Below are 18,053 nucleotides of genomic sequence, written 5' to 3' on the forward strand. Positions count from 1 at the left end.
AAAGATCAACAAGCCCTCGGCCAGCACGAAAACACCCCACACCACCACGTCAACACCCACCCACCAGCACAAACAGGATGCAACTAGCTCAGGGATGTTGTTGCCTCAGCCGCGCCGGAAGCAGCAACTTCCCCGAAGTTGCGCGGATCTTGATGACGGTGCCCGGGCGACGCACGACCCGCGATGAGCTAGCGGCGGCGAGCGCGAGGCGGCCCGACCCGAGGCGGCCCGACCCGGGGCGGTTCGGCCCGCGCCGCAAGATCGCGCTCGATCCTGGATGTAGTGGCCTCGTCGACGTGCCGATACCACTACATCCAGGATGCAGCACGATCTTGTGGTCGGCCCAGCTCGTGGGTGAGCGGCGACGGCCGGCGCGGCTACGCAGCCGATCCACGGTGGAGATTGGCGGGTCGACCGATTGGGTACATCACGCGCCGACCTACTGGGAACCCCCACCGGAGGACCGACATGCTCGCCATTCTCGCGGCCATCGTCTTTGGCTTCGCCCTGCTGATCGACCTGTTCGACACCAACTTCGGCGCGCCCGACCTGTTCAACTGGAACACCCTCGTGCTCATCGGGCTCTTCCTGCTCGCGCTCTACCTGGGCGGCGTCGGCAGCGGGCCGCGCGGAAGTGGCGGCGGTCGCTGGTACCGGGGTCGTCGCCCCGGTCGTGGCTGACCGAGACCGATCAGCGGTGGCCCGGCCCGTAGCGCGATTCCGGCGTCTCGGGTCGGGCCCGGTACTGTCTTCGTGATGGAGTCCGACGCTCTCTTCTCCCTCGGTGCCCCCACCGGGCCGCGTGGCGCGCCCGAGGGTCCCGCCGGTGTAGACGGCTTCACTCCGGTAGCGGACGATTCGCCCCTGCCTGTCCGCATGCGACCCGCGAGCCTGGACGAGTTGATCGGGCAGGACCATCTGCTCGCCCCCGGCGCGCCGCTGCGGCAACTGGTCTCCGGTGGTGCGCCGATGTCGGTCATCCTCTGGGGGCCGCCCGGCATTGGCAAGACGACCATCGCGCACCTGGTGGCCGGCGCGACCGACCGCCGTTTCGTCGCCATGTCGGCGCTGTCCGCCGGCGTCAAGGATGTCCGCGCGGTGATCGAGACGGCCCGTCGTCAGCGCCGTTCGGGCGGCCCGCAGACGGTGCTGTTCATCGACGAGGTGCACCGGTTCAGCAAGACCCAGCAGGATTCGCTGCTCGCCGCCGTCGAGGACCGGACCGTCACGCTCCTCGCGGCGACCACCGAGAACCCGTACTTCTCGGTCATCTCACCTCTGCTCTCGCGGTGCGTGCTGCTCACCCTGCAACCGCTCGACGACGACGCCGTACGCCTCCTGCTGCGCCGCGCGGTCGCCGACGAGCGCGGCCTGGGCGGCGCGCTCACGCTGGCCACGGATGCCGAGGACCACCTCGTCCGGCTCGCCGCCGGTGACGTCCGCAAGGCGTTGACCGCGCTGGAGGCGGCGGCGGCCTCCGCCACGGCCCTCGGCGCCGAGCGCATCGACCTGGCCACCGCCGAGCAGGCGGTCGACGTGGCGGCGGTGCGGTACGACCGCGACGGCGACGCCCACTACGACGTGATCAGCGCCTTCATCAAGAGCATGCGCGGCTCGGACGTCGACGCCGCGGTGCACTGGCTGGCCCGGATGCTGGTCGCCGGGGAGGACGCCCGGTTCATCGCCCGACGACTCGTCATCTTCGCGAGCGAGGACGTGGGCATGGCCGACCCCACCGCGCTGAGCGTGGCCACCGCCGCCGCGCACGCGGTGGAGTACGTCGGCCTGCCCGAGGCGCAGCTCAACCTGGCCCAGGCCGTGATCCACCTGGCCACCGCGCCGAAGTCGAACTCGGCCACCACCGCGATCGGCGCCGCCATCGCCGACGTACGGGCCGGGCGGGGCGGCGCGGTGCCCCGGGGTCTGCGCGACGCGCACTACGCCGGCGCCCGCGGGTTGGGCCACGGCACCGGATACCGCTACCCGCACGACGACCAGCGCGGTGTGGTCACCCAGCAGTACGTCCCCGACGACCTGGTGGGCGTCGACTACTACCAGCCCGGCCCGCACGGGGCGGAACGGTCCGTGGCGACGCGGCTGCCGCTGCTGCGCCGGATCGTACGCGGGCTGCCGGTCCCACCGGCCCGCCCGGAAAGTCCGGCCGCCAGGGCGACCGAGACCGCTGGACCGCCCACGACAGCCGCGCCGGCCGCCGGGGAACCGGTAACGCCGCAGCCGGCGACGGCGCTTGCTGGTCGGAACGGCCGGGCGGTCACGGGTGTGGACGGTGCCGCTACGACGCAGGACGGCGGCACGAACGCCGCAGGAGAGGGTCAACAGTGAGATCGCGTGGTGCCGACCGCCCCGACGAGGGCCCGGACGAGCGGCGTGATCCCCGCGCCAAGGGCCGCCGCTGGGGTCGAGGCCGAGCCGAGGCAGAGCCGGAGGAACCGGTAGCCGGCGAGGAGTTCGGCTGGATCGACGACCTGCGTTCGGCCAAGCAGCAACGGGGCGAGCTGGGCCCGGACGGGGTTCCGGTCGAGCCGGTGCCCCCGCGTGCCGGCGTGCCGACGCCCCCGGACGCGCCCCCCGGCCCGCGCCGCCCGGACACCGAGGCCGCCGGGGCGCGTCGAGGTGTCGACGGACCCTGGCCCGGCGAGACGCCCCCGCCCGGTCGTCGCCCGGACGCCCGCCCGCCCGCCGACCGGGCGCCGGTCGAGCGTCCGCGTGAGCCCGGGCCGGCCGGCGTCTCCGGTCCGCCGTCGCCGCGCGGCAATCAGCCGGTTCCCGGCGTCGACCCGCGCGCCGCCGTCGACCCGCGCGCCGCCGCCGGCCCGCGTACGCCGCCGGCCGTCCGCCCGGGTGGCGGTGATCCGGCCGACCCCGCTGGCCCCCGGCCGAGGGGCGGCGCTCCCGCCGGCCCCGGGCGAGCGCGTCCGACCGTGGGGCCGTCCGGACCGCCCCTGGGTCCACCGGCCGTGGGCGCTCCGACCGGTCCCCGTCCCGAGGTCCCCGCGCCCGCCGGCCGGGCGGAGGCCGTGCCGCCACTGCGCCGGCCCGACGCCGTACCGCCGGGCCGTCGACCCGCGCCCGAGCCGGGAGCAGGCGGGCGGCCGCTCAGCGGTGACGGCCCGCCGTCCGGACGCCGTACGCCCGAACCGGCGCGGCCCGCCGGTGGCGCTGCCCGCTTCGACGGACCCGGGACCGGTGTCGCCCCGCAGGTCGCCGACGGACTGCGACCCGACCCCGCGATCGCCGACGACCCGCGTACCGCTCGGCGTCGTCCCGGGCCGGTCGACCCGGGCGCACCGGAGCCACCCCGCCCCGCCGGGGGTGGCCGCCGTCGTGCCGCCGAACCGGACGAGCCGGCGGTTCCCCGCTCGGGCAACGCCCCGCCGCTGCCCGACGCGTCGCCCAGCGGCGCTGTGCCCACCGGCGGCACGACCACCGACGGCACCGGTCGTCGTCGGGCGGTCCCCGACGAGCAGGACCGACGCGCGGCGACCGGCGGTGAGCCGCAGCCGGAACGCCGGGACCGTCCGGAGCGGCCGGCGGACTGGCTACGTCAGGCCGGCCGGCTGCCGCACACCGACCCGGGCCTGCCGGTGGTGAACCGTCGAGGGGCCGGCGGGCAGCCCGCGGAGCGTCCCGTCGGGCGCCGTACCGGCCCACCGTCCGCCGGGGACCTGAACGACCGCTCCGGTGCTCCACTCGCCGTACCCGATCCGGCCGCGGAGCGTGCCGCCGGCCACCGGGCCGCCGGGCCGCCCGCCGACCCGGGCGCGGACGCTCCCACCGGTCGCCGGGCCGCCCGCGCCCCGGAAGCCACCGGCGAGCACCTGAGCGGTCCCCTGCCGCAGCCGCCGGTTCCGGGGGAGCGCCCGGTCGGCCGTCGGAGTGCTCCGGGTACCGCCCCGGACCCGATCAACCGTCGCCGCCGCCCGTCGGCCGAGCCGGCTGCCGAGGGGCGGCCCGGCCCGGCGGGCGAGCGCGGTGACGACCCGTACGTCGGGCCGCCCGGTGGCGGACGACCCGGGCCCGGCGCACCCGTGCGTGGCGCCCGCTCCGGCCCACCCGGTGGCCGGACCCGGCTCGCGCCCGGCGACGCGCCGGTCTCCGGCGCCGGCCGCCGTGGGCCCGACGGTCCACCCCGGCCCGGCGTGGCCCGCCCGGACGGACCGGCCCGCGCGGCGGTGCCGCCGGGCGCCGGTCCCGGCGGCCCGCCCGGTCCACGCGTGGACGGCCCGCCCCGGTCCCGCCCCGAGGGGCCGGGCCGCGCGGCGGTGCCGCCGAACGCCGATGGTCCCGCTCGCGCGGCGACGCCGCCGGGCGTCGGTCCGGACGCGGTGGCCCGCGCCGCCGTCCCACCCGGCGTCGATCCGCAGGGTGCGGCTCGTGCGGTGGTACGACCCGGCGTCGGTCCGGACGCGCCACCCCGACCCGGTACGGCCCGGCCCCGCCCGGATGGTCCGGCTCGTGCGGCGGTCCCGCCGGGCGTCGGTCCGGACGCTCCACCCCGGCCGGATGGCCCGGCGCGTGCTGCCGTCCGCCCACCGGGCGTCGCCCAGCCGCCCGGTGGCGATGTCCGGACGGGCGCCGAGCAATCCGGTCCCGGGTCACCCGCGACCGCGCGTGCCGCCGCCCCGCGTCCGGCGGACCGCGCCGCGGGCCGGGCGCTGCCGCCGCCCCGCGAGGGCGGCCGTCCCGAGCCCAGCGGTGTCGCCCCCGTGCCGGCGCCCGGTCGTACCGGCGAACCGGTCGCCCGTGCCGCCGTCGTGCCGCCGGGCGCGGCCGGCCCGGTGGACCGACCACCCTCCGAACCGGTCGACGAGCCGGCGCTGCGCGCGGCCGGCGGGGACGTCGCCGACGACGAGGACGTGGCCCCGGGCGCCCGGTCCGAGCAGCACCGGCAGTCGCGCGAACGACGCCGGCTGCGGGTCGCCGTCCTGGCGCTGGTCAGCATCGTGCTGCTCGGCGCGGTGCCACTCTTCTTCGGCCTCCGCACCCTCAGCAGGGACCCGGTGTTCGACAACCTGGACCAGCTCAATGTGCCGGCGTGGGCCGCGACGAAGACGGTCGACGACGTCAGCGGCAGCCGCTGGTGCCTGCTCGACTGCCGGCTGCGCGAGCGCACCGTCACCTCCGAGAAGTCGCCGGAGGAGACGGCGAAGGTCTACGAGGAGGCGCTGCGCGGCGACGGTTGGCGGCCGTGGAAGGTGGGCCGCTGCCCCGAGCAGGAGACCAAGGGCAGTTACACGTGCTGGCGTCAGGACGAGTTGACCCTCGACCTGTGGGTGCGCGCGCCGGCCTGCGTACCGCCACCGGTCGACGGGGAGCCGGCGATCGTGCCGTCCCCCGAGCCGTCGGCCGCTGCGGGGGAGTGCGCCGGCTCGTTGGTGTCGGTGAAGGTGCGCAACGCGATCGACGACGAGCGGACCAGGCCGCAGCCCAGCACCGATCCGTCACTGACCGGGGAGGATCCGTTCCCGACGGTCAGCGGGGATCCGCTGGGCGATGTGACACCCTCACCGTCCTGAGCCGCTCTCCATCACGGACGGTAGGGTCTGGGGCTGGCGGGCCCGCCCGCGCCCGCCGGCCGGCGACGGCCCGATGGGTTCGATGGGCACCAGGTTGTGCGTTCCGGGGACGTCGGGTCCGGCGGAAATCTGCTTGAGGAGGACACGCGTGGGCGACATTCTGGCGGTCGCGGCGCTGATCGCGGCGAGCGCGTTCGCGGTGCTGGTGCTCATCCTGACGCTGCCGATCCTTCGGCTGCGGCACACGGTGGACGCCACCACCCGGATGATCAACGACCTCAACGACCGGACGGGACCGCTGCTCGGTGACGTCAACACCACGGTGAAGAACGTCAACGTGGCGCTGGAGCAGGTGCAGACCTCGCTCGACGGCGTGAACCTGCAGTTGGCGAAGGTCGACACGATGACCAGCCACGCCCAGAACGTCACCGCAAACGTCGCCAACCTGGCGACGGTGGTCTCCGCCGCGGCCGCGAACCCGCTGGTCAAGGTGGCCGCCTTCGGCTACAGCGTGCGCCGGGCCGCCGCCAGCCGCCGGCACGCCGAGACCGAGCGCGAGGTGCGCGACACCATCAAGCAGCAGCGGCGGGCCGCCCGGCGCGGCAACCGTTGACCGACCCGGCCACAGGAGGTAGCGCGACATGAAGCGGTTGTTCTGGCTCGGCATCGGCGTGGCCGTGGGCGTGGTGGTGGTCCGCAGGGCGACCCGGACCGCGCAGGCGTACACCCCGGCCGGCATCGCCAGCTCGTTGTCGGAATCCGCTGGCAGCCTGGTGGAGTCGGTGCGTAGCTTCGTGGAGGACGTGCGGGTCGGGATGGCCGAGCGCGAGCAGGAGATCCACCAGGCGTTCGTCCAGGGCGAGGCGTTCGACGACCAGTTCGCCGAGCTGCGGGAGTCCCCGCGGATCGGCGATAGAGAGATTTTTCCGGAGGAACACCAGCGATGAAGACGGCGGAGATCAAGCGGCGGTACCTCGCGCACTTCGAGGCGAACGGCCATGCCGTGGTGCCGTCCGCTCCGCTGCCCGCCATCAGCGATCCGAACCTGCTGTTCGTCAACGCCGGCATGGTGCAGTTCGTGCCCTACTTCCTGGGCCAGCAGACCCCGCCGTACCAGCGGGCGGTCAGCGTGCAGAAGTGCATCCGCACCCCGGACATCGACGAGGTCGGCAAGACCAGCCGGCACGGCACGTTCTTCCAGATGAACGGCAACTTCTCCTTCGGCGACTACTTCAAGGCCGGGGCGATTCCCCTGGCGTGGGAGTTGTCCACGAAGTCGATCGACGAGGGTGGCTACGGTCTGGATCCGGAGCGGATCTGGCCGACGATCTACCTCGACGACGACGAGGCGTACGAGATCTGGCGGTCGGTGGGTGTGCCGGCCGAGCGGATCGTGCGTCGGGGCAAGGCGGACAACTTCTGGTCCATGGGCATCCCCGGGCCGTGCGGCCCGTCGTCGGAGCTGTTCTACGACCGGGGTCCGGAGTACGGCGCCGAGGGTGGTCCGGCGGTCGACGAGGACCGGTACATGGAGTACTGGAACCTCGTGTTCATGCAGTTCGAGCGGGGTCCGGGTACCAACAAGGAGGACTACCCGATCCTGGGTGACCTGCCGGCGAAGAACATCGACACCGGTATGGGCCTGGAGCGGATGGCCTCGATCCTGCAGGGCGTCGACAACCTGTACGAGATCGACGAGGTCCGGCCCATCCTGGCGCGGGCGGCCGAGCTGACCGGCAAGCGGTACGGCGCGCACTCCGGGCACGTGGCGAGTGAGTCGCACCCGGACGACGTCCGGCTGCGGGTGGTCGCGGATCACGTGCGGACCGCGCTGATGCTGATCGGCGACGGCGTGACGCCGAGCAACGAGGGCCGCGGGTACGTGCTGCGGCGGATCATGCGTCGGGCGATCCGGTCGATCCGCCTGCTGGGCTGGCAGGACCGGGCGCTGCCCGAGCTGCTGCCCGTCGCGCGGGACTGCATGGCCCCGTCGTACCCGGAGCTGGCGACCGACTTCGACCGCATCGCGCAGTACGCGTACGCGGAGGAGGAGGCGTTCCTGTCGACGCTGCGCGCCGGGACGACGATCCTGGACACGGCGATCGCCGAGACCCGCTCGGCGGGTGGCACGGCGCTGTCCGGGGCGAAGGCGTTCCAGCTGCACGACACGTACGGCTTCCCGATCGACCTGACCCTGGAGATCGCGGCCGAGCAGGGCCTGAAGGTCGACGACGAGGGTTTCCGCCGGCTGATGGCCGACCAGCGGACCCGGGCGAAGGCGGACGCGCAGGCGCGCAAGACCGGGCACACCGACGTGTCGGCGTACCGGTCGGTGCTCGACGAGGGCGGCCCGGTGACGTTCACCGGCTACAGCGAGGTGGCCCGCGAGTCGCGGGTACGGGCACTGCTGGGCTCGGACGGCCCGCGCGCGGCGGCGACCGAGGGTGAGATGGTCGAGCTGGTGCTCGACACGACCCCGTTCTACGCCGAGGGCGGCGGCCAGCAGCCCGACCACGGCATCATCACCGTCGGGGACGGCCAGGTCGAGGTGCTCGACGTGCAGCAGCCGGTGCCGGGCCTGATCGTGCACCGGGCCCGCGTCATCCGGGGTGAGGTGCACCCCGGCGACACCGGCTACGCCGAGATCGACACCACCCGGCGTCGGGCGATCTCCCGGTCGCACACGGCCACCCACCTGGTGCACCAGACCATGCGCAACTTCCTCGGCGAGTCGGCCACCCAGGCGGGTTCGTTGAACGCGCCGGGCCGGCTGCGGTTCGACTTCAACACCCCGACCGGTGTGTCGCCGACCGTCCTGCGCGACGTGGAGCAGCAGGTCAACGAGGTGTTGCTGGCCGACCTGGAGGTGCACGCCTTCATCACGTCGCTGGACGAGGCGCGGCGGATCGGCGCGATGGCGCTCTTCGGCGAGAAGTACGGCGAGGAGGTGCGGGTCGTCGAGGTGGGCGACTACGCCCGGGAGCTGTGCGGCGGCACGCACGTGGCCCGGTCGGCGCAGCTCGGCCTCGTGAAGATCCTCTCCGAGTCGTCGATCGGCTCCGGCGTACGCCGGGTCGAGGCGCTGGTCGGCATGGACGCGTTCGGCTTCCTGGCCAAGGAGCACCTGCTGGTCTCCCGGCTGGCCGAGCTGTACCGGGTGCCCAACGACCAGGTCGCCGACCGGGTGGAGCAGACGGTCACCCAGCTCCGGGACGCGGAGAAGGAGCTGGAGAAGCTGCGCGCCCAGCTGGTGCTCGGTGGGGCGGGCGCGCTCGCCGCGCAGGCGAAGGACGTGCGCGGGGTGGCGTACGTGGGAACCGAGGCGCCGGAGGGCGCGGCCGGCAACGACGTACGGACCCTCGCCCAGGAGATTCGCGGCAAGATCGACCCGGCGCGGCCGGCGGTGGTCGCCGTGGCGGCCCGGTCGAACGGCAAGGCGTCGTTGGTGGTGGCGGTCAACGCGGCGGCCCGCAGCCGTGGCCTCACCGCGTCGGACCTGGTGAAGGCGGCCTTCTCCGGGCGCGGCGGGGGGAGCCCCGATCTGGCCCAGGGTGGCGGTCTGCCCGCGGCCGAGGCGCCGAACCTGCTGCTCACCGTCGAGAAGGCGATCACCGAGGCGTGATGGACGGTCAGTGTCGACCAGGGCGGACCGAATGGTCCGCCCTGGTTCGTCGACAGCACAGGAGTGACCTACGGTGAGCGGCTTCACACGCGGAGTTCGCCTCGGTGTGGACGTCGGTCAGGTGCGCGTCGGGGTGTCCCGCTCGGATCCGCACGGGGTGCTGGCCACGCCGCTGGTGACCCTCGCCCGCGATCTCACCGCCGCGCCGGAGGCGGTGCCGAGCGACATTGCCCAGCTCGCGGCCTTGGTGGCCGAGCACGAGGCGGTCGAGGTGGTCGTCGGGCTTCCGATCAATCTGGCCGGCAAACACGGCCCGGCCGCGCTCAACGTCACGGCGTACGCTGACCGGCTGGTCAATGTGATAGCGCCGGTCCCGGTAACGCTCACCGACGAGAGGATGTCGACCGTGGTCGCTTCTCGTAGGCTTGCCGAGCGTGGCGTTCGTGGCAAGCGTCAACGTGCGGTTGTCGACCAGGCGGCCGCGGTGGAGATCCTGCAGAGCTGGCTGGACGCGCAGCGGAGGCGGACGTAATGATCGACGATCTGGACCTTGGGTTCGACGAGCCGGAGCGGGGTGAGAAGGGACGGCACCGACGCGGCTTCCGCAACAAGCGCAAGGGAGGCTCCGGCGGCGGCCGGGGCAAGACCTTCCTGGCGCTGTTGATGGCCCTGGTCCTGTTGGGCACCATCGGTGGTGGCGCGTACTACGGGTTCGACCGGATCCAGAACTACTTCGTCACGCCCGACTACGACGGTACCGGCTCGGGCGAGGTGCTGGTCGACGTCAAGGCCGGTGACAGCGCGACCGATGTGGGCGCCACGTTGTACGAGGCCGGTGTGGTCAAGAGCGTCAAGGCCTTCATCGAGGCGGCGGACGCAAACTCCCGCAGCAAGAACCTCCAGGTGGGTCGCTACAAGGTCAAGAAGGAGATGAAGGCGTCCGAGGCCCTGCTCCTGCTGCTCGATCCGAAGAGCCGGGTGGTGAACGGGGTGACCATCCCGGAGGGGATGATCACCTTGGCGATCTACGACGAGCTGGCCAAGGCGACGAAGATTCCGGTCGCCGAGTTCAAGGCCGCGGCGAAGGACCCGGTGAAGCTGGGGGTGCCGGCCTTCTGGTTCAACCGGGGCGACGGCAAGAAGGGGCCGAAGAGCCTGGAGGGCTTCTTGTTCCCGGCGACGTACGAGCTTCCGCCGAAGGCGACGGCCGCGGAGATCCTGTCGCTGATGGTGGACAAGTTCCTCGAGGTGACCGAGCAGATCAAGTTCGTCGACACCGTCCAGGAGAAGCGGGGCATCTCCCCGTACGAAGCCTTGATCGCCGCCTCCATCGCGCAGGCCGAGTCGGTCAACCACGTCGACTTCCCGAAGGTGTCCCGGGTGATCTACAACCGGGTGTACACGGACAAGTACCACTGCAAGTGCCTGGAGATCGACAGTGCGATCAACTACTGGTTGCGGTTGCAGGGCAAGGACCCGAAGGACTCCGACGTCCTCAAGGCCAGCGAACTCAACGATCCGAAGAACCCGTACCGCACCCATGGTGCCAACGGCCTGACCATCACGCCGATCAGCAACCCGGGCGAGGACGCGCTCAAGGGCGCGATGGACCCGCCGGTGGGCGACTGGATCTACTTCATGACCGTCGACAAGAAGGGCACGATGGGCTACGGCTCCAACGATGCCGACTTCCGGAACCTGCAGCGACAGATGTGCCGCAACGGCGTGCTCAGCGGCGAGAACTGTTAGTGCGGGCCGCCGTGGTCGGTGCGCCGATCGCGCACTCTCTGTCTCCGGTGATCCACAACGCCGGGTACGCCGCCGCCGGGCTGACCGGGTGGTCGTACACCCGGATCGAGTGCGGGGCGGCGGAGCTGCCGGATCTGGTCGCCGGCTTGGGCCCGGAGTGGGCCGGACTGTCGGTGACCATGCCGGGTAAGGAGGCGGCGCTCGCCGTGGCCGACGCCGCGTCGCCGGTCGCCGTCGCCGTCGGCGCGGCGAACACGTTGGTACGCCGTACGGACGGCACGTGGTACGCGGACAACACCGACGTCGGGGGCATGGTGGACGTGCTCACCGAGGCCGGGGTGGTGGCCGGCGCGGCGGTGACCGTGCTCGGCGCGGGTGGTACGGCCCGTGCCGCCCTCGCCGCAGCCGCGCGGTTGGCCTGTTCGTCGGTCATCGTGGTGGCCCGTCGGGCCGAGGCGGTCAACGAGTTGCGGCCGGTGGCGGCGGCGCTGGGCGTCGCCCTGACCGCCGGCCGTTGGGCCGATGCGCAACGGCACGTCCCGACCGCCGACGTGGTCGTGTCCACCGTGCCGAAGGGGGTCGCCGATCCGCTGGCCGGCGGTGCGACCTGGCGGCCAGGCGCGGTGTTCTTCGACGCGCTCTACGACCCGTGGCCGACGCCGATGGCGGCGTCCGCCCGCGCGGCCGGTCTGCGGGTGGTGTCCGGACTGGACCTGCTGCTGGCGCAGGCGGTGGGTCAGTTCGAGCAGTTCACCGGCGTGACCGCCCCGTTCACGGCGATGCGGGAAGCTCTGGTGGCGGCCCGCCGCTGACAATTGCGGCGGACCGGCGACGCAATCGCTGGAATTCCGTCGGCCATGCCGCGATCCGAATTCAGACAGACTTCGGGCGCTGTTCAGGTAGGCGAAGAATTGATCCCGATGGCCCTCGAAATCGGCTTGCGTCCATCCTAGCGGTCGGTGCTCTGGCGCGCTGCCCCGTCGCGGCATCGTGGTGAACTCTCTTCGACGGTGGTCGGCATTCATGGCGCGTCATCCCTGGTAGAGGCGCGTGTGCAACTCAATGGAGAACCCGCTCGGAGTCACCTGAAATCGCTGTGACGGTGACCGATCTGCCCTAGCTGCGACGCGTAGGCATCGCTTTATAGAAGATTATTTGGGTAGTCCAACTGCTTATCACGCAACGCAAAGTAATGATTGACGCGCGGCAAGTATCTCTCCTACGGTTCGATCACTGTCGTTTTCGGACTTGGAGGTCCGTAGGTGAGTCATGCCTTTTTCCGACGTGGAACACGTACCACTCGACGATTAGCGGTCGCCGCTTCGCTGGCCCTGGTGGCCGGTACGCTGCCGACCCTGACCGGGCCGGCGGTCGCGGCCCCGGTCGCCGCACCAGCGCCGGCGTCCGGTCCCGACACCAGTTGCGCCGACCAGCAGCCCGACGAGGCCGCCGCGGTGGACGCCGCTCGCCGGTGTGCCAAGCGGGTGGAGAACCTCGCTGCCCGCAGCGAGACGCAGGATGTCTTCGTCAACCCCGACGGCACGTCGACCGCCCAGGTCTATGCCGGCCCGATCCGGATGCGGGACGCCGGGGGTCAGCTCGTTCCGATCGACCTCACCATGCGTGCGGAGGCGGATGGTTCGGTCGCACCGGTCGCTCACCCCAACGGTCTCAAGGTCTCCGGCGCGGTGGGCGCGGGTGAGCACGACCTGCTGAGCGTCGGAGTCGGCGCGCACCGGGCCGCGATCGGGTGGACCGGCGCGCTGCCGAAGCCGGTGCTGACCGCCAACCGCGCGACGTACCCGGAGGTTCGGCCGGGCGTCGACCTCGTGGTCGAGGCCAGCCGTACCGGCGTGCGGCAGTATCTGCTGGTCAAGAACCGGGCCGCCGCCGCCCAGGTGGCGTCGGTGCGGCTGCCGGTGCGGGCGAAGGGCCTGGTCACCACCGGCGACGGCGCCGGTGGTCTGCGCTTCGCCGATGACAAGGGCCGCATCGTGGCCACCTCGGCCACCCCCGAGATGTGGGACTCGTCCGTCGACCCGGCCACCGGCGGCCCGAAGCGGCTGGTCAAGATCGCCGCCAAGCAGACGGCGCGGGCCGGCGCGATGGACCTGGCGCTCACCCCCGACCAGGCGTTCCTCGCGGACCCCTCGACGGTCTACCCGGTGATCGTGGATCCGTCGATCAATCCGGTCTCGCCCACCTTCGCGACCTACGTCAAGTCTGACGACACGGTTGGCCGGTCCGGGGCCAACGACATCCAGATCGGTAAGGCGTCGGGGGAGAACCCCGGCGTCGCCCGAGGGTTCGTCCACTGGGGCACGACGGCGCTGCGCGGCAAGCAGATCACCTCGGCGACCGTCTATTTCTGGAACTGGTACTCCACGACCTGCTCCGCCAAGTCCTGGCAGATCTGGTCGACCGGGGCCGCCAGTTCCACCACGCGCTGGGCGAGCCAGCCGGCGTGGAACTACCAGGAGGCGACCTCCACCGCCACCAAGGGTCTGAACAGCACCTGTGACGACGGCTGGGTGAGCATCACCGGCACCAGCTTCTTCCAGCGGGCCGCCACGGCCAACCAGGCCACCGCCTACATGGGGATCCGGGCCACCAGCGAGACCGACCCGGACAGCTGGAAGCAGTTCCGCTCCGACGACGCGGACATCCAGAGCCAGGTCCCGTACGCGGTCGTGAACTACAACAGCTACCCCAACGCGCTGGACCCGACGAAGCTGCAACCGGGCGACGCGAGCGAGACCGAGACGCGAACGCCGACCATGAAGGGTGTCTTCAGCGACCCGGACGGCGGCAGCGGCCGAGTCGACTTCGAGATCTACGACCGCAGCGGGGCGACGCTCGAGGTCTCCGGTTCCGGCGGCAGCGTCACGAACGGCAGCGAGTCGAGCTGGACGGTGCCGTCCGGTGAACTCGTCGCCAACACCACGTACAAGTGGCGGGCTCGCGGCCACGACGGCAGCGTCGCCGGGCCGTGGTCGGGCTGGCGGTTCATGACCACCTCGGACGGCTCGCCCACCGGTGAGCAGGGCCGGTTCTCCTTCCAGGACCAGGACCTGACCGACCGGTTGCAGCTCAGGGTGAACGTCGCGAACGGCAACCTGCTGCTCAAGGGCACCGACTTCAACATCCGTGGCACCGGCACCGACCTGACCGTCGACCGGTACTACAACTCCCGCTGGATCGGCACCTCGACCCTGGGTAAGGGGTGGGTGCTCGGCACCGGGCAGGACGTGAAGCTGACGTACTCCAAGACCGACCACGCCACCGCCGACATCACCTACCAGGCACCCACCGGTTTCAAGGCGAGGTTCGTCAACGACGGCACCAACTCCTGGCGGACCCCGCCGAGCCTGGACGCCAAGCTGACCCGCAACACCACCACCGGCGAGCTGCGGTTGAAGTTCGACAAGAGCGAGGGCAGCTTCTACTTCGCCGACTCGACCGGCCGGCTGCTGCGCAACGTCGACAAGAACGACAACAAGATCACCTTTGGGTACGACGGTGCGGGTAACGCCACCACCATCACCGACACCCAGGGCCGGGTGGTAGCCCTCGCCTACACCTCGGGCCGGTTGACCTCGGTGACCGACTCCACCAATCGGGTGACCAGCTACGGCTACAACTCAGACCAGAACCTGACCACCGTAACCGACTCCGCCGGTGGGGTGACGCGCTTCGACTACACCGGTGACCAGGTCACAAAGATCACGACTCCCGAGGGGCGGATCACCAATCTGGGCTACGAGCCGGACACTTCCCGGATGCTCGACTATTTCGAGCAGACCAACCCGGGTGGCAACCCCACCGAGGCCCGCTGGCTGTTTACCTACTCGGCCGGCAAGACCGAGGTGACTGACCCCAACGGGTTTGTCACCCCGTCGACCACCGACGGCATCACCACGCACACGTACGAGACCCGGGACCGGGTCACCAAGGTCAAGGACGCCCTCGCCCACGAGCGATCCAAGAAGTACAACGCCAACGACAACATCGAGACCCTGACCGACTCGCTGACCAACACCACGACCATGGGTTGGGACCCGAACACCAACAACATGACTTCGGTCGGCATCGCCACCGGCGCGAAGTCCACCATGGACTACAACAGCACCAGCCACCCGAACTCGGTCAGCGGTGGCACCGATCCGGAGGGCAACAAGACGGCCTACTCCTACGACGCGGCTGGCAACAAGACGGGCTCGGAGAGCGACCAGTACCCAGGCCAGAAGATCGACGAGGCGGAGTACAACTCCAACGGCACGATGAAGTGGCGCGAGGACGGCAAGGACGTCCGGACCAACTTCAGCTACGACGCCAAGGGCAATCTGACCCTGGTGGACAACCCCGGGCCGCTGGGGGACGTCACCATCCTGCCGGACGCGCTGTCGCGCATGCTCGAGAACACCGATGGCAAGGGCCAGAAGACTCAGTACGTCTACGACCAACTGGACCGGGTCGACAAGATCACCTTCAAGGGCGCCGTCGTCGTCGACTACACCTACGACAAGGACGGCAACCTAACCCAGGTGGCCGACCCGACCGGTGTCACGACGTTCGGCTACGACAGGTTCGGCCGACCCAGCAGCAAGTCCGTGCCCGGGGCGGCGCCGATCGGCTACGAGTACGACCGCAACGGGAACCTGACCAAGTACACCGACGGCGGCGGCTCGGTCACCTACGGCTACAACGCCGCGAACCTGGTGACGTCGCTGCTGGAGCCGGGTGCGTCCACCGCGGTGACCTTCACCTACGACGAGAACAACCGGCGCCGGTTCATGTACCTGCCGACGTCACCACGGATCACCGTGGAGATGAAGTACGACAAGTCGGGTCGGCAGACGTCGATCACGGCGACCAACGACAGCACGTCGGCGAAGCTGTCCTCCTTCACCTACGACTACAGCAAGACGGTCAACGGGGTCACGACCGATACCGCCCAGCGGCAGAAGGTCACCGATCTGTCCGGAACGACGACGTACACCTACGACAAGCTGAACCGTCTGTCGGGTGCGTCGGGCGCGCTGTCGCGCAGCTACGACTACGACGAGAACTTCAACCGCACATCCAAGACGGAGAGCGGCACCACCACGTCGTACAGCTACAACGACGCCCACCAGTTGACGTCGGCGGGCTCGACGACGTACTCGTACGACGCCAACGGCAACACCACCGGCTCGTCGTCGGGCTGGGCGTTCTCCTACAACACGGTGAACAACCAGACCACCTCGATCACCAAGCCCGGCGGGACGGCGTTGACTCCGCTGACCTACGGCGGCGCGGATCAGACCCAGCGGCGGGCCGCGGGCTCGACCACGTACGTCAACTCGGCCCTGGGTATGGCCTCGGCGAAGGGCGCGGCGGGCTCCGGTACCACGGTGACCGCGAACTCGACGGACCCCGCGCCGGGGACCACCGACTACTACACCCGGGACAACACCGGCTCGCTGATCGGTTTGCGGGCCAACGGGGTGCGGTACTACTACCTCGTCGATGGCCTCGGCTCGGTGGTGGGTCTGGTGAACGGAAGCGCTGCGAAGGTCAACTCCTACAGCTACGACCCGTACGGCATCCAGCTGTCCGCGTCGCAGCAGGTGTCGAACCCCTGGCGGTACGCGTCCGGTCACCTCGACGGCGCGACCGGTCTCACCAAGTTCGGTGCGCGCTACTACGACCCGGGCCTGGGTCGGTTCACCCAGCGCGACCCGTCCGGCAAGGACCTGCCGTACAACTACGCGGGTGGCAACCCGGTCAACTTCACCGATCCCACTGGCCACAACCTCGCTGATCTCATCGGTGATTTCGGTTGGTACGGGGATCTCGGCGAGGCCGCGGTCAACTTCTCGAACGGCGACGGAGATGCACTCGAAGGCCAGGCGCAGTCGCTTTTCGCCTCGCTCGTGGTCGAGGTCTCGTGCAACTTCGTCCTGGGCTTGGCGGCTCCCGCGACTGCCGGGTTCTCGATGGTTCTCGGCCAGTTGGGCTGCATGGCGCTCGCCGGGGAGGTAGGGGAGCAGTTCGAGTAGACGCGTTCGCGCTCGGTTCACCGAACCGGTGGGCTGGCTCGGTGTGAACCATAATTAGGTGGACCGGCTCGGCGGAGGACCCGCCGAGCCGGCCACTGCGCAATATCTAGAGAGGATGTCAGGCGATGCAGCCGAGTCGGCAGAACGAGGGTCCCTACAGCAAGGGAACGATGCGCGCGCTTGGCGCGACGACCGCCGTGCTGAGCGTGGTTCTCATTGGGTGGGGCATCTTCGAGGCTGCCACCGGGGGCAGAAACGGGGTGCGGATGATTGTCATCGGTGCCATCTGCGCCGCTATCGCCGCGATCGGCATCCCGCTCGGGATCCGGCGCGGCCGGCTCTGACGAGCCCCTAGTTTGTTGAACAATCAGCCGGGGTACCCGTTCACATCCCAACATCAGGAGGTCTCCAGTGTCCGAAGAGTACCGTCAGGACGTGGCCGAAGCGGTGGGTCGGATGGGATCAGCTATCGGAGCCACGAAGGAACTTCGTGACGTCGAGTCGCACCTTGGGCCGGACGAGAGGGTCATCGCGCTCGTCGCGGGGAACCACGGTCCGGGCAATGGTCTGTTGGTGCTCACTCAGGCACGTCTGTTCTTCCTGTTCGAGGGCATCATCCGCGAATCCTTTCTCGAGGTGCCCATCGCTGAGGTTGCCGGCGTCGAGTGGCAGACCGGGATCAATCTCGGCACGATCACCATTCACGCTGGAAGTGCGATCGAGGTGTCCGGGGTCGATAAGGACGGTGGGGAAGTACTGGTCTCCGCGTTGAAGGAGACCCGGGCGACGTACAGCGCCCGATGACCTCACCCCGTGTGACGACCGTCGGGTTGCCGGCGGTCGTCACGCTGTCCCAGGCCGGACGCTGCTCTTGGAGATATTCGTCAGCCGCTGCTAATTCTGACCGTGCGTTGACGCCATTATCGGCGAGCGCGCTGCCTCCAAATCCGAGCAACGGCCGCACGGTGACGCCAGTGGCGCACTATCCATCCTGTCCACCCGACTAGGCCCTGTTTCATAAGAACTGGCCGGCCTGCGGCGGGCCCGGACGACGACCGGCGGCGTTGCGGTTTCGTCCGGATACAACACCGGTATCCGGACGAA

General features: G+C 70.7%; 12 protein-coding genes. All 12 read left to right on the forward strand.

The annotated features are described in order from the left end of the window. Positions 1–468: 468 nt before the first annotated feature. The 12 genes from ABZ272_RS31690 to ABZ272_RS31745 all read left to right on the forward strand — a co-directional run bounded on the left by ABZ272_RS31690 (position 469) and on the right by ABZ272_RS31745 (position 17,753). A complete protein-coding gene (locus tag ABZ272_RS31690; RefSeq protein WP_355053618.1) occupies positions 469–681 on the forward strand; it encodes a hypothetical protein in 213 nt (70 codons plus the stop codon). 75 nt (positions 682–756) lie between these two features. Further along, the gene (locus ABZ272_RS31695; protein WP_355053619.1) at positions 757–2,343 is read left to right on the forward strand and encodes a replication-associated recombination protein A; all 1,587 of its coding nucleotides are present in this window, start codon (positions 757–759) and stop codon (positions 2,341–2,343) included. Between the two features lie 2,495 nt (positions 2,344–4,838). Then, positions 4,839–5,537: a hypothetical protein gene (locus tag ABZ272_RS31700; RefSeq protein ID WP_355053629.1), complete on the forward strand. Its 699-nt coding sequence runs from the start codon at positions 4,839–4,841 to the stop codon at positions 5,535–5,537. Between the two features lie 148 nt (positions 5,538–5,685). Then, complete coding sequence (locus ABZ272_RS31705) at positions 5,686–6,150, forward strand: DUF948 domain-containing protein (RefSeq protein ID WP_355053620.1); 465 nt, start codon at positions 5,686–5,688, stop codon at positions 6,148–6,150. Between the two features lie 28 nt (positions 6,151–6,178). After that, positions 6,179–6,484 carry a hypothetical protein gene (locus tag ABZ272_RS31710; protein WP_355053621.1) on the forward strand — a complete coding sequence of 102 codons (306 nt, stop codon included), beginning with the start codon at positions 6,179–6,181 and terminating at the stop codon, positions 6,482–6,484. Continuing rightward, entirely contained in the window at positions 6,481–9,159 is a 2,679-nt protein-coding gene (gene alaS / locus ABZ272_RS31715) for an alanine--tRNA ligase (protein ID WP_355053622.1), read from the forward strand. Before ABZ272_RS31710 ends, alaS begins: the two co-directional genes overlap by 4 nt. A 73-nt stretch (positions 9,160–9,232) precedes the next feature. Then, on the forward strand, positions 9,233–9,691 hold the full coding sequence (ruvX, locus tag ABZ272_RS31720; RefSeq protein ID WP_355053623.1) for a Holliday junction resolvase RuvX: 459 nt from the start codon (positions 9,233–9,235) through the stop codon (positions 9,689–9,691). After that, positions 9,691–10,908 carry an endolytic transglycosylase MltG gene (gene mltG, locus ABZ272_RS31725; RefSeq protein ID WP_355053624.1) on the forward strand — a complete coding sequence of 406 codons (1,218 nt, stop codon included), beginning with the start codon at positions 9,691–9,693 and terminating at the stop codon, positions 10,906–10,908. Before ruvX ends, mltG begins: the two co-directional genes overlap by 1 nt. Continuing rightward, complete coding sequence (locus ABZ272_RS31730) at positions 10,908–11,720, forward strand: shikimate dehydrogenase (protein WP_355053625.1); 813 nt, start codon at positions 10,908–10,910, stop codon at positions 11,718–11,720. The genes mltG and ABZ272_RS31730 overlap by 1 nt, the downstream gene beginning before the upstream one ends. Before the next feature lie 522 nt (positions 11,721–12,242). After that, entirely contained in the window at positions 12,243–16,949 is a 4,707-nt protein-coding gene (locus ABZ272_RS31735) for an RHS repeat-associated core domain-containing protein (RefSeq protein ID WP_355053626.1), read from the forward strand. 125 nt (positions 16,950–17,074) lie between these two features. Next, positions 17,075–17,293 (forward strand): hypothetical protein, encoded by a 219-nt coding sequence (locus ABZ272_RS31740; protein WP_355053627.1) that lies wholly within the window; start codon positions 17,075–17,077, stop codon positions 17,291–17,293. 67 nt (positions 17,294–17,360) lie between these two features. Further along, positions 17,361–17,753, forward strand: coding sequence for a hypothetical protein (locus ABZ272_RS31745; protein WP_355053628.1), 393 nt, complete (start codon positions 17,361–17,363; stop codon positions 17,751–17,753). Positions 17,754–18,053 lie beyond the last annotated feature (300 nt).

The organism is Micromonospora sp. NPDC005979 (assembly GCF_040614415.1).
GTDB lineage: Bacteria > Actinomycetota > Actinomycetes > Mycobacteriales > Micromonosporaceae > Micromonospora.

Bases quoted from the DNA above. Each gene is read 5' to 3' on its own strand.
- mltG (WP_355053624.1), top strand. From the start codon at position 9,691: ATGATCGACGATCTGGACCTTGGGTTCGACGAGCCGGAGCGGGGTGAG.
- ABZ272_RS31690 (WP_355053618.1), top strand. From the start codon at position 469: ATGCTCGCCATTCTCGCGGCCATCGTCTTTGGCTTCGCCCTGCTGATC.
- ABZ272_RS31695 (WP_355053619.1), top strand. From the start codon at position 757: ATGGAGTCCGACGCTCTCTTCTCCCTCGGTGCCCCCACCGGGCCGCGT.
- alaS (WP_355053622.1), top strand. From the start codon at position 6,481: ATGAAGACGGCGGAGATCAAGCGGCGGTACCTCGCGCACTTCGAGGCG.
- ABZ272_RS31710 (WP_355053621.1), top strand. From the start codon at position 6,179: ATGAAGCGGTTGTTCTGGCTCGGCATCGGCGTGGCCGTGGGCGTGGTG.
- ABZ272_RS31740 (WP_355053627.1), top strand. From the start codon at position 17,075: ATGCAGCCGAGTCGGCAGAACGAGGGTCCCTACAGCAAGGGAACGATG.